Raw genomic sequence first — 12,647 nt, forward strand, 5'->3', positions numbered from 1 at the left:
AGGATGCTGGGGTAAGAAGCAAGCTGTCGTTTGTTTGGGCCAAAACGCCGGGCGAAACTTAAAGTGCGACGTCCGGCGTTGCGGAGATCACAGTTCTAGGCGATCGGCCCGACCATGGCGCACCAGACGCAGATTGAGGATATCAGTCTCAGGTGCGCCGTGCTCCAGCGCAAAGACAAAGGCGTGGGTCAGGAAAAAACAGGCCGCATCGATGTCGCCTGCGCCTTCGCGCTCATCGGCGGCCATCGTATAATATGCGACAAGGGCAGCCGGATCATTGCGCGCATGCGCGTCCAGCAACAAGTCATCCAGCGCTGCCCTGTCCATTTCTTTCAGCTCCATGTGCGATTTCGAGACTATTCGGAGCGTCCATTCTCTATCTGTGTCGCGACCCAATGGTGGAAGTTATGCGTTGGGCCATCCATCGCGGGCGAGAACCGGCCGCCGTCAAACAGCATACCATGTCGGCCTTTTTGCATGCCTTCGACGACAAAAACATCTTCTTCGAAAACGGTTTTCCATAGTTGTGCATTCGAGGCGCGCAGCCCGTCATGTTCGGGTGTATCAGCCTCGCTTTTGGCATAGTAGAGCTCGATATGCTCAACCGTATTGCCCTGATCGACAGGTTCCAGGATGATTGCAAAGCTGTGATCGCGCTGAACGCCCAGCAAGACGTTCGGGTATAGAGCGATGTATTCCGCGCCTTCATCCCATTTGTCGCTGAGGCCCGGAAAATCAGGCATTGTTGCGCCATCCTGATCGGTCAACTGCCGATAGACCAACGTGCCCTGACCCGAATAATGCCCGCGCTTTTCGATGTTGTAGTGATCTTCCAGCCGGGAATAGCTGTTGAGCCCCGGATGGACCCACGGCAGGTGATAGCTTTCGCAATAGTTTTCAACCGCCAGCTTCCAGTTGGTTTTGACCTCAAGTTTCAACGAGGATTCATCGCCGCCATGAAACAGGGGAGTTTCGAATTCTCTCCAGCGTTCCAGCAATTCTCCATGCGCATCCTCAAAGGTCGGAGCATTGCCGTCGACATTCACAAAGATCACATCGCGCCAGACATGCGAACGGATACGCACCAGCCCAAGGTCTTCGTTTTTGACATCTTCATGTTTGTTCTGACCAGGGCCGCCAACATGGGGTGTCGCGCGCAACTCTCCCTTCAGGCTGTAACACCAGCTGTGATAGGGGCAGCGAATAGCGCCGCCGATTTTCTTGGGTGCATCCACAAGGATCATCCCGCGGTGGCGGCAGGTGTTTTGAAACACGCCAATCTCGCCATCACGGTCACGGACGATCAACAGGGGCATGCCCAGAAAATCCACCGGTTTTGCATCGCCGGATTCTGGGACGTCTTTGCCAAATCCGATGCCGGACCAGTTTGCATAAAGAACCGATTGCCGCTCCTCGGCGAAAACGCCGGGGTCGACATAATGTTCGTTTGGCAGGCCGTTGGCGGTGTTCACATCGGCCAGAACCGACGAAAGCGGGCTATGTTTGTTCATCAGGCTCTCCTGCGGCTGGATTGCATTGCAAAACCTATTGGCGGACAGAATGGGTTTTCATCAATATCAGAAAACCTCATCACAGGTTGAGTTGAATTAAACCGTCCCTTCGCGCACCTCTTGAATGATCCAATCTTTGAGCGCTCGGGCGTTGTCGGACAGCTCATCATCTGGCCGACCGACAAGGTAAAACTGGTTGGGTGCCGTCAGATAATGTGAGCCGATGGGAACAAGTTTGCCCGACTGCAACATAGGCTGAATCAACCGCTGCCACCCCAGAACCAGACCTGCCCCTTTACGGGCCAGTTGCAAAGCGACCGAATAGCTGTTGACCCGCGCCTCGGATGTCAGTCGTTCCTCATAACCCAGTTCGCGGAACCAATCTGGCCATGTGGTCCAGCTGTTGTCTTCGGAATCAAGATGTATCAGGCGTTGGGCTGCAATATCCTTTAACCCTGTTCGGTTCAGGCGCTCGGCCAATTCCGGGCTGCCGACCGGGATCAGGTTGTCACGATAAAGCGCGGTGTGGTCCAAGTTTGCGTCACTGTCGCGCCCGTAGCGGATAAAGAAATCCAGGTCAGGGCGATCCCGAAAAGGCCGGTCCTGCGAGATTTGATCAACGCTGATCTCGGGCGCGTCTCGCCAGAACCTGATCACCGATGGGGACAGCCAAAGGGCTGCAACGGCAGTGGTTGAGCCCACGGTCACTTTTCCGCCAAGCGAGCGATCCCGTATGGTAGACAGGGTCTTTGAGATACGGGCGAATGAGGTCGACAGCGCCTCGTACAATGCTTTGCCGTCATCGGTCAGATCAACGCTGCGGTGTTTGCGCTGGAACAGCGGTGCCTCCAGATACCCTTCGAGTGCTTTGATTTGATGGCTGACTGCGCCGGGCGTCACCGAAAGCTCTTCGGCGGCGTTTTTAAAGCTGAGGTGGCGCGCCGCGGCTTCGAAAGCAGCAAGGGTGGTAAGAGGCGGCAGTTTATAGTGGCGTCGGGACATCAGGACCTGGCTGATTACGGATTAGTCTTGTTCGCGTGACTATGAAAATTTTTGCCATTGAAAGAAAGCAATTGATGCATCGAGAATACGGCAAATTGCCGGAACCGCGATCCATGGGTCGTCTAAACCTGTAAAAAGGTCGGTTTTGGTGCGACAATTTAGCAAGGGGCGCTTTACGCAAACAGAAGAACTTGGATCACATTCGGCAGAGAACACGAAACACGCTCGCCGAAACTGTGGGCCGCTCCACCAAGGACCTGAAACATGCGGGTCTGAATTGTCGCAATTGCGAATCAATGGGCAGTCGGGCCTGGTGGGCAAATTCAAGGAAAACAAGAATTGTATGCGCGTCTGAACACACGGCTTTGGAAGCAGTAAGCAAACGATAACATCAAGAATAATGAGAGGGCATCGCATCTGCGGCAGCTCTCCGCCCCCCTCGCATCGACAACACGGAGGAGAGATATGTCGGTACCTGAACCATTCACGGATCTTGAGATAGAAACGGCAGATGCCGGTTTCTATGAAAATTACAGCGTACCTATTGCGCTGATCAGTAAGGGCATCATGGTGGCCCTTGTGCTGTGGGCGCTGGTTTGGCCTGCGAATGCCAACAGCACTTTGGGCAGCTGGAACGGTCGCTTGCTGGAAAGCTTCAATAGTTTTTATGTGATTATTGTTGGTCTGTTCTTCTTCTTCCTGGCGATCGTCGCCATTATCCCTTCAACCGGTAAGCGGGTCATGGGTACGCCGGGTGAGAAGCCCGAGTTCTCAAATTTCTCCTGGTTCTCGATGATGTTTGGGGCCGGTTTGGGTGTCGGGCTGATGGTTTTTGCCACGGCTGAACCGCTGGGCCTGTGGGGATCGAACCCAGTTGTTGTCTCGGGCGCGGTCGAGGGTAACAGCCCTGAAGCGCTGCAGTCGGCTTATCGCTTTACCTACCTGCATTATGGTTTCCATGCCTGGGCCATTTACGTGGTGACAGGTCTGTCGCTGGCTTACTACGCCTATACCCGCAACATGCCACTGACCATCCGGTCGGCGCTGACACCCTTGTTCGGTCGCCTGATGAACGGGTTCCTGGGTCATGTGGTCGACGTTCTGGGTGTTGTGGCGACAATCCTCGGCGTCTCGGTGACGATTGGATATGGCGTCAGCCAATTCATCGATGGTGTATACGCGATCACTGGTATGCAATGGGTGATGGACCTGGGTGGCGAAGTCCCGACGCCAAGCAAAGTGGGTCTGATCTCGGGTCTGCTGGTCATCATGAGCCTGTCGATCATCTCGGCGGTTTCAGGTGTTGGGCGCGGGGTTAAGTACCTGTCGAACCTCAACCTGGTTCTGTCGATCATCCTGTTGGGAACATTCGTAGTGTTTGGGTCGTTCGTCTTCGCGATGACCACCTATGGTACAGCGATGGTGGACTACATCCTTCACTTCCTGTCACTGAGCTTTAGCGCCTATGGTCCAATGTCTGCGGATGCCTTCGCCGCTGGTCTGCCGGAAGCGGCACAGCCGATGGCTGGTGATCTGATGGCAGGCGCGACCAATGCCTGGGGCAGCTTTGATGGCTTCAAGGATGGCCTGACAGGTGCAGCCGCCGAGCTGGATGCCGAGACGCTGGCTGCAGTCTACGCAGCTGGTGAACAGGGCCGCCAGTTCGGATGGCAGGCCGGTTGGACCACGTTCTACTGGGCCTGGTGGATCGCGTTCTCGCCCTTCGTGGGCCTGTTCCTGGCGCGTATCTCCAAGGGTCGTTCGGTGCGTGAGTTCATCTTGGGCTGTGTCTTCGCACCGGCGCTGGTGTGCTTTGCATGGATGACCGTTCTGGGTGGCACTGCGATTGATCTGGAACTGGCAGGCGCTGCCGAAGGTGCGATCATTGGTGCATCGAACACAAACAAGCTGTTTGTGACGCTGTCCTACATGATCGATGGTGGGCTGCTGTCCATGCTGAATGTCATGTGCGTGATCCTGATCATGACCTTCCTGGTAACCTCGGCGGACTCGGGCATTCTGGTGATGAACACCATCATGTCGGGTGGCAGCCAGGAAACCGGGATCAAGCATCGTATCATCTGGGGTGTTATCCTGACGGCCGTAATCGGTGCGCTGATCCTGGCCGCAGGTGACAACAATCCGATGGACGCTTTGCGCAATGCTATGATCATCGGCGCGCTTCCGTTCACGATGGTGATGGGGCTGATGTGTATCTCGCTGGCCAAGGCACTGTTCCGCGACGGTCAACGCGACAAACACGAAGCCGCAAGTGCACAGGCCGCTGAATAAGCTTCAAGCTTGATATACAAAACCAGAACGCCGCCCCCTTGGGCGGCGTTTTTCGTGTCGCTTCCTGCAATCACATATCGCAATCAGAGAGGTAATCCCCGGTCGACCCCGCCAAAGTAAGCAGGAAGAAGGAGGATTGCCCCGTGAACATGCGTACTACGACACGTGCCGGTGGGCGCTCGGCCCGCCGCGCCATACGTACCGCTCCAAATTTCGAGATGCTGCCAGGACTGACCCGCGGCATCCCGCTGTGCGAAGTGATGGACGGAAGCCAAGTTGAGCGCATCGATAGTGCATCGATGGACATCCTTGAAAACGTAGGCGTGCAGTTCCGCGATCCGATTGCCCTGGAAGACTGGAAGCGGGCAGGGGCCAAAGTCGAAGGTGAGTTGGTCTATCTAGATCGTGGCCTCGTGCGCGAGTTGCTCGCAACCATCCCGTCGAATTTCACATATCACGCGCGTGATCCGAATAAGAACGTGCGGCTGGGGGGAAGGCACTCGATCTTTGTGCCTATGACCGGTGCACCGTTCCTGCGCGATCTGGACGATGTGCGAAGGAATCCAACGCTGGACGATTTGGCAGTGTTTCACAAACTCAGCCACATGATGCCCGCGTTGCATTCCTCGGCGCATCACATCGTCGAACCGTATGATCACCCGATCAGCCAACGGCATCTGCGTATCACCTATTCGTCGATGAAACACTCGGACAAGACGTTCATGGGCATGACCACCTCGCCCAAGAACGCCGAGGATGTGATGGACATGTGCGCGATCCTGTTTGGCGAAGATTTTCTTGAGCAACACCCGGTCACCACCGGGAATTGCAACGGCAACTCGCCGTTGGTCTGGGATGAGACAATGCTGGGGGCGATGCGTGCCTTCTGTCGTCGCAATCAGCCGGTTTTATGCTCTCCGTTCGTTTTGGGCGGGGCCAACACGCCTGCCTCCGTTCCCGCCACGGTCGCACAGCTGAATGCCGAGGCGCTGAGTGCGTTGGCTTACACGCAAGTGATCCGCAAAGGGGCTCCGGCGATCTATGGCCATTATCTGTCGACCGTCTCTATGAAGTCCGGCGCCCCGATGGCTGGCACGCCGGAAATCAGCCTGATGAACTTCATGATCGGTCAGATGGCGCGATACTACGACGTGCCTTGGCGTACTTCGAACACTTTGGGCGGGGCCAAAACCTTTGATGCGCAGGCGGGGTATGAGTCGGCCACAACGCTGAGCGCGGTCATTCATGCGGGCGCGAACTATATCTGGCACAGCGCCGGGTGGAACGAGGCCGGAATGCACTGTTCCGTTGCCAAATTCATTGTCGACGCCGAGCAATGCGCGATGGCCTATCGCATGGCCGAGGGGCCAAAATGGGGTGATTTTGACGAAGCGCTTGCCGCGGTTCCAGACGTCGGACCCGGCGGGCACTATTTGGGCCATCCGCATACGCAGGACAATTTCCAGACGGCGTTCTTCATGCCCGAGATGTTCGACAACAACTCGATCGAACAATGGGTGGCTGAAGGTGAAGTTGAGATCACCGAACGTGCCCTGAACCACGCGCGCAAGTTGTTGGCCGAGTATCAAGAACCGACGCTGGATATCGCCAAGAATGAAGAGTTGTTGGACTATATCGCACGGCGCGAGCGAGAGATACCGGCAGCGGATGAACTGAATCAAAGCTACTAAGCAAACTCCCCGACCTGGCCCGCCTGCATATAGGCGGGCTCTTTTTCAATCAGCTCTTAGCGGTGAATAGAAGGATTGCAGACTCTGGAAAAGACCGGAACAGCCAAAGGTTGAACTCTGCCTGATGCATTGGATGAGAATATGGAACTGAATGGAAAATCGGCGCTTGTAACGGGTGCTGCGGGTGGAATTGGCATGGCCTTGGTGCAGCGTTTGCGCGACGCGGGCGCACGCGTTGCGGTGGCGGATCGCAATGTGGATGGGATCCGTGCTGAAGCGCATTTGTCAGGGGATCTTTTGGATCCTGACTATGCGGACGGTTTGCCAAGTACGGCGGCTTCGGCTTTGGGCGGTTTGGACATCGTCATAAACAATGCCGGTGTCATAACGCGCGGATCCGTAACGGAGACGTCAGACAATGACTGGTCTTTGTCGCTGGGTGTAAATGTCGAGGCCCCGTTTCGCATCTGCCGCGCCGCGATCCCGATCTTGGCCAATGCCGGGGGCGGAGCTATCGTCAACACGGCCTCATGCTGGGGTTTGCGTCCGGGACCCAACCATGCAGTCTATTGCATGACCAAGGCGGCCATTGCGTCCTTGACCCAATGTATGGGGATGGATCACGCGCACCAGGGCATTCGCATCAATGCTGTTTGTCCAAACGAAGTGAATACGCCCATGCTGCGCTCTGGTTTCGAAAAACGGGGGTTTGATCCGGACACTGCGGTGGCGGAACTGGGGCAAACCGTACCATTGGGTCGGATCGCCGAGCCCGAAGACATTGCCGATGTCGTACTGTTCCTTGTGTCAGACGCGTCGCGATATGTGTGCGGCACGTTGGTCGAAGTGAACGGAGGCAAACCTGTTTCATGACGCGATTTGAAGGTAAAACTGCGCTGGTTACAGGCGGTCGCAGCGGCATTGGCCGTGCTATCGCGATACGGCTGCAACAAGAAGGCGCGCGCGTTTTTACGGCACAACGCGGGGCGGATGATGATTTCGAAGGGATCACCGCAGATTTCACCGATCCCGCCACGCCGCAGCGCGTGATTGACGCGGTCATCGCCAAGGCCGGACGTCTGGATGTTCTGGTCAACAATACAGGTATGATGCAGGAGGCGTCGGTTGAAGCGATGAGCTTGCAAGACTGGCAGCGCACGCTGTCTGTCAACCTGACGGCACCTTTCATGATGATCAAAGCCGCGATGCCGCACCTGCGCAGTACGCAAGGTTCCATTGTGAATACCGGATCGATTGAGGGGCTGGGCAGCAACCCCGGTCATGCCGCCTATTGCGCGTCAAAGGCAGGGTTGCACGGCCTGACCCGCGCGGTTGCTGTCGATCATGGGAAGGATGGTATCCGATGCAACGCGATAGCGCCGGGTTGGATCGATACCGATCTGAATCTGGACTATATTGACTCGATGCCTGACCCGAATGCGTTTCGTAGCAACATAGGCGGTATTCATCCGGTCGGTCGCACAGGCCAGCCCGAAGAGGTTGCGGCCTTGGTTGCGTTTCTGGCGTCAGACGATGCGTCTTTTATCACTGGGCAGGTTTATACGGTGGATGGGGGTAGGATGGCAAAGCTGAGCTTGCCTTGACGGGTTATTCTTTGCCCGAGCGCCACTCTTTCCACCTCAGGTAACTATTTGCGCCAATTGACGCGAAAGGTTCCGGCGGTAGGCGTGGGGGCGAGGGCTGTGCGGTGAAATGATCGGCGATTTCGGATTTGCCCAGCAGGATATGTTCCGCGACGCCCATGCCCTGTAACGTTCCACGTGCGATACCCAGTCCGTTCTGACAGCAGGCCGAATAGACACCACTTTCGAGCTCCCCAAACGCAGCGGATCCGTTCCGGCTGAGGCACAACATCCCGGCCCAACGATGCTCCATCTGCAGATCGGGTAGGTGTGGGAACCGTTCGCGGAACTTACGATCATGCACGCGGCCAGCCTTGCTTAGCCGCGCCTCAGATGTCTCAAGATCAGGATGAAAGCTAGAGGATGTGCGGACCAAAATACGGTCGCCATAGCTGCCTGAAACGCGCCTGACCGATGTACCCATTGGGTTCGCAGGTGTAACAGACCAGCGTGATTGTCCGCCGAGCGTTTTGATCTGTTCGGGCGTCATCGGTTCCGTCAGTGACGCGTAGAGACAGATATGCATCAGGCGCCGGGCATAGAATCCGAAGCTTTCGAGATGGCCATTATTGGCCAGAATAATGCTGCCGGTGGTGACCTTTGCCTTGGGCGTCCGAACAAGCCACCCGTTGCCTTGCCTCTCGAACGCAATGACCGGAGAGCGCTCGAATATCCGCACCAGCTCCGACAACGTCTTAGCCAAAGCACGCACATAGGTTGCCGGTTGGGTCATCACCGTTCCAGGTGCATAAAGCGCTGAGGTGTAATGAGGGCTGCCGGTGATCTCGCTGATCTGCTGGCGATCATACAGCGTATGTGGCTCGCCCAGCTTCTTCAGATGCTCGGCGAACTCCAGGTTGTGGGCGTCACCGCCGGGTGTTGCGGCTGCATTGAACTTGCCGCATGGATCAAAGGCTTCCTGCGGCAGATCGCATTCGGTGGCAACATGGGTCGCAAAGGCGATGGCTTTACGGTTCAGCGCGATGGCAGCGCGATCCGATTCCAACGCATCGCCTGCATAATTATCCGAGGCCAGATCATGCGGCAGATCGATCATGAACCCTGAATTGCGACCAGAGGACCCTTCGGCAATATGCCCGGCCTCAAGCAAGACAACCCTGAGCGACGGGTCGATCTGATGCAGACGCCGCGCCGCGCTGAGGCCCGCGAAGCCACCACCGACGATGGTGACATCGGCGCTCAGGTCCTCGCTGAGCGTTGGCAGAGCCGTCCGACGGGGCAGAATAGCGTTCCACCCGGCCGGACCTGTTTGCCGAGGAAGCCGTTTGGCCTCGAACCGCGTCAATCCACGGCCTCGTCCGCATCATCAGCCAGATCAATCCAGATGGTCTTAAGCTGGGTGTACTGATCGTGGGCATGAACCGAGTTGTCGCGCCCACCAAAGCCTGATTGCTTGTAGCCACCAAAGGGCGTTGTGATATCACCCTCGCCGAAGCTGTTCACCGTAACCGTACCCGCACGGATTGCCCGCGCGCCGCGAATGGCGCGTTTGGCGTTGGCCGAGAAGATTGAAGCGCAGAGGCCATAATCCGTGTCATTGGCGATTTTGACGGCTTCGTCGAAGCCGGATACCTCGATCACCGACAAGATGGGGCCAAATATCTCCTCGCGCGCCAGGGTAGCATCGTTTCCGGGAACCTCGACCACTGTAGCCTCGACAAAGCCATCTGCAGCTTTGCCACCGATAACCACATTCTCGGCTTGATCCAAATACCCGCAAACCTTGGTGTAGTGCCCTTTGCTCACCAGCGCGCCCATGCGTGTTTCCGGGTCCAACGGGTCGCCGATATTCCACTGCTTGGCGTGATGCGCGATACGTTCCAGCAGTTCTGCCTTCACATCCTTATGCACGATCAGACGGGATGAGGCCGAGCAGTTCTCGCCCATGTTCCAGAATGCGCCGTTGACCACATGCGCCGCCACGCGGTCGAGGTTTTCGGCATCCTCCATTACGATCGCGGGGTTCTTGCCTCCCATCTCAAGCACCACCTCTTTGGCGTTGCTTTCGGCGGAATAGGTCAAGAAGCGTTTGCCGGTCACGGTCGAGCCTGTGAAGGACACCATATCGATATCCATATGCCGCCCGATGGGTTCTCCAACCTCTGGGCCACCGCCCGGAACGATGTTCAGAACGCCCCGCGGAAGGCCCGCTTCCATCGCCAGTTCGGCCAGGCGCAGGGCCGTCAGCGTAGTTTCAGTTGCTGGTTTCACTACTACCGAACAGCCTGCTGCCAAAGCAGGTCCGATCTTCCACGCCAGCATAAGCAAAGGGAAGTTCCAAGGCAGTACCAGCCCCACAACCCCAATCGGTTCACGCACCACCATGGCAATGTGGTCATCACTGGCGGGCGAGACCTGATCGTAGATCTTGTCAATCGCTTCGGCATGCCATTTCAGGCAATGGATTGACTCGGGAAGGTCCACGGTTTCGCAATCGTAGATGGTCTTGCCGCTATCGATGCTTTCCATCACCGCCAGTTCCCGCGCATTGCGTGTCATTAGTTTGCAGAGCCGGATCAACACATCCTTGCGGTCGGAGGGGTGCAGTTTGGACCAGCGCCCATCGTCAAACGCCTCGCGCGCTTTTTCGACGGCAAAATCCACATCCGCCGCACCGCAGGCTGCGATATCCGTCAGCTTGCCACTGGTGGCAGGGTTCACTGTCTCAAAAGTGTCGCCCGAGATTGCCGGGCGGAATGCACCGTCGATGAAGGCTCCGGTGGGCAGGGTCAGACCTGCAGCGATGGATTTGTATTCGTCCAATGTCAGCAGTTCCATGCCTTAACCCTCCGCTACAATATCTGCGATTTTCTTTTTCAGTACGCGCGTCACCTGTTCCAACGCGCGCTTGTCATCCTTGTTCAGACCTTTCAGAGGCGCCCGCATTGTGCCTGCGTCGATCCCGTTCATGGTCACACCATGCTTGATGGTCTGGATGAACTTGCCGCCCTGTTCCAACACCCGCATCAGTGGCATCATGGCCGACATGATCCGGCGGCCCTTGGTAAAGTTACCTTCGATCACACAGGCCTGATACAGCGCAACATGTTCGACCGGCAGGAAGTTTGATCCGCCGCAGACCCAGAATGGCGCGCCCCAGGCGAAGAATTCCAGCGCCTGATCATCCATGCCGCACCCCAGTTGAATATGCGGGTAATCCCGCGCCAGCAGATGCACCCGGTTGATATCGCCCGAGCTTTCCTTGATGCCACAAAAATTTCGACTGCGCCCAATGCGGTCCAGAAACTCTTCGCCCATCATCGTGCCCGTGCGATGGGGATAGTTGTACAGCATCACGGGCAGGTCAGCCGCCTTGTCAATGGCCAACGCGTTCAGCGCGTTTTCACGGTCGGTCGGAACTGAATAGGGCGGGCTGGCCAGAAGGATGGCATCAGCGCCGATTTCGCGGGCACCCGAGGCCAAGGCGATCGAATCCGCTGTCAGCATCGCGCCAGTGCCGACGACCAAGGGCAAACGGTCCTTCAGCTGTTCATGTGCGAACCGTGCCAATTCTAACCGTTCTTCGACTGTCTGGGCATAGTTCTCACCGGTCGACCCACCCGAGATCAGGCCGTGAACGCCATGTTCGATAAGGTATTCGATCACCTGCGCCAGGGCGTCCCAATTCACGCTGCCATCGTCGTGATAGGGCGTGACCACCGGGGTATAAATCCCCTCAAACTTGAAAATCGGGTTCATTCCGTCCTCATGCAGGTTTCGAAAGAGGGGACAGGCCCAAAGGCACATCCAAGGCGTCGGGCATCACAAACAGTTCGATCTGATCGCGCGACAGGTTCCAGTGTTTTTCGGCCAGTTGTGCAGCCGCCGCCTCATCGTTCGCCTCGATGGCGGCGATGATGGCGTCATGCTGGGTGCTGGCTTCTGACAGATTTTCGGTCATTTTTGCGGTTTGAGGCCGATAGAAAGTCATCCCGATCCGTGCGTGATCAATCAGCAATCTGTTGAAGGACGGCAGCAGGTAAACATTGCCCGACATCTCTCCCGTCAGTTCATGAAACCGATTGTTGGCGAGCGCGCGATCCGCTGCTGAACCAGAGCTGAGGGCTGATTTAAATGCCAACTGAGCCGTTTTCAGGTCTTCGATTTGCGTAAGCGTCGCGTTTCGTGCTGCCAGACGCAGCACCGCGCCATAGATCATTGGGGCCGCCAGAAAGAAATCGCGCAAGGTGGTATGGGACATCTCGGACACTCGCGCGCTGCGATTGGTGCGCAGGTCCAGATAGCCTTCGCCCCCCAATTGCCTGAACACTTCGCGCAAAGGGGTTCTGGACAGGCCAAACTCATCCGACAGCAGCGCCTCATCCAAGTCCGTACCCGGCTGAAAGCGCAATGTGAGGATCGACACTTTCAAATGCTCGATCAAATCGGCTTTCCGAGATTTGGGATCGTCTTTCATCTGACCTCCGAGGTTTCGCAGTATTCGAATCGCGGGTTCGGCGCTCCAGATATGTATGCGAAAAAAATAC

Annotated in this window: 11 protein-coding genes; 4 read left to right on the top strand and 7 right to left on the bottom strand. The window is 56.8% G+C overall.

All coding sequences use genetic code 11. The features are described 5' to 3' along the window. Positions 1 to 87 precede the first annotated feature (87 nt). The 3 genes from ACR0DH_RS18080 to ACR0DH_RS18090 all read right to left on the bottom strand — a co-directional run bounded on the left by ACR0DH_RS18080 (position 88) and on the right by ACR0DH_RS18090 (position 2,513). Positions 88 to 342 (bottom strand): hypothetical protein, encoded by a 255-nt coding sequence (locus tag ACR0DH_RS18080; protein ID WP_480551280.1) that lies wholly within the window; start codon positions 340 to 342, stop codon positions 88 to 90. 14 nt (positions 343 to 356) lie between these two features. Further along, positions 357 to 1,511, bottom strand: coding sequence for an aromatic ring-hydroxylating oxygenase subunit alpha (locus tag ACR0DH_RS18085; RefSeq protein WP_480551282.1), 1,155 nt, complete (start codon positions 1,509 to 1,511; stop codon positions 357 to 359). A 96-nt stretch (positions 1,512 to 1,607) separates the two neighbouring features. After that, on the bottom strand, positions 1,608 to 2,513 hold the full coding sequence (locus tag ACR0DH_RS18090) for a LysR substrate-binding domain-containing protein (RefSeq protein WP_480551284.1): 906 nt from the start codon (positions 2,511 to 2,513) through the stop codon (positions 1,608 to 1,610). A 465-nt stretch (positions 2,514 to 2,978) separates the two neighbouring features. Here ACR0DH_RS18090 and ACR0DH_RS18095 point away from each other — a divergent pair, with 465 nt between their 5' ends. From ACR0DH_RS18095 to ACR0DH_RS18110, 4 genes are all read left to right on the top strand, one after another. Then, positions 2,979 to 4,805: a BCCT family transporter gene (locus tag ACR0DH_RS18095; RefSeq protein ID WP_480551286.1), complete on the top strand. Its 1,827-nt coding sequence runs from the start codon at positions 2,979 to 2,981 to the stop codon at positions 4,803 to 4,805. A 149-nt stretch (positions 4,806 to 4,954) separates the two neighbouring features. Then, a complete protein-coding gene (locus tag ACR0DH_RS18100; protein ID WP_480551375.1) occupies positions 4,955 to 6,496 on the top strand; it encodes a trimethylamine methyltransferase family protein in 1,542 nt (513 codons plus the stop codon). 141 nt (positions 6,497 to 6,637) lie between these two features. Then, positions 6,638 to 7,369 carry an SDR family NAD(P)-dependent oxidoreductase gene (locus ACR0DH_RS18105; protein WP_480551288.1) on the top strand — a complete coding sequence of 244 codons (732 nt, stop codon included), beginning with the start codon at positions 6,638 to 6,640 and terminating at the stop codon, positions 7,367 to 7,369. Continuing rightward, positions 7,366 to 8,100, top strand: a complete 735-nt coding sequence (locus ACR0DH_RS18110) for an SDR family NAD(P)-dependent oxidoreductase (RefSeq protein WP_480551290.1) — start codon at positions 7,366 to 7,368, stop codon at positions 8,098 to 8,100. Before ACR0DH_RS18105 ends, ACR0DH_RS18110 begins: the two co-directional genes overlap by 4 nt. Before the next feature lie 4 nt (positions 8,101 to 8,104). On the opposite strand, the gene ACR0DH_RS18115 is transcribed toward ACR0DH_RS18110, so the two are convergent. Genes ACR0DH_RS18115 through ACR0DH_RS18130 form a run of 4 tightly spaced genes read right to left on the bottom strand, consistent with a single transcriptional unit; the run spans position 8,105 to position 12,577 of the window. Next, a complete protein-coding gene (locus ACR0DH_RS18115; RefSeq protein ID WP_480551292.1) occupies positions 8,105 to 9,445 on the bottom strand; it encodes an NAD(P)/FAD-dependent oxidoreductase in 1,341 nt (446 codons plus the stop codon). Continuing rightward, entirely contained in the window at positions 9,442 to 10,938 is a 1,497-nt protein-coding gene (locus tag ACR0DH_RS18120) for an aldehyde dehydrogenase (protein WP_480551294.1), read from the bottom strand. Before ACR0DH_RS18120 ends, ACR0DH_RS18115 begins: the two co-directional genes overlap by 4 nt. Positions 10,939 to 10,941: 3 nt before the next feature. Then, entirely contained in the window at positions 10,942 to 11,859 is a 918-nt protein-coding gene (locus ACR0DH_RS18125; protein WP_480551296.1) for a dihydrodipicolinate synthase family protein, read from the bottom strand. A 7-nt stretch (positions 11,860 to 11,866) separates the two neighbouring features. After that, positions 11,867 to 12,577 carry a GntR family transcriptional regulator gene (locus ACR0DH_RS18130; RefSeq protein WP_480551298.1) on the bottom strand — a complete coding sequence of 237 codons (711 nt, stop codon included), beginning with the start codon at positions 12,575 to 12,577 and terminating at the stop codon, positions 11,867 to 11,869. Positions 12,578 to 12,647 lie beyond the last annotated feature (70 nt).

This window comes from Ruegeria sp. I1 (genome assembly GCF_056532675.1).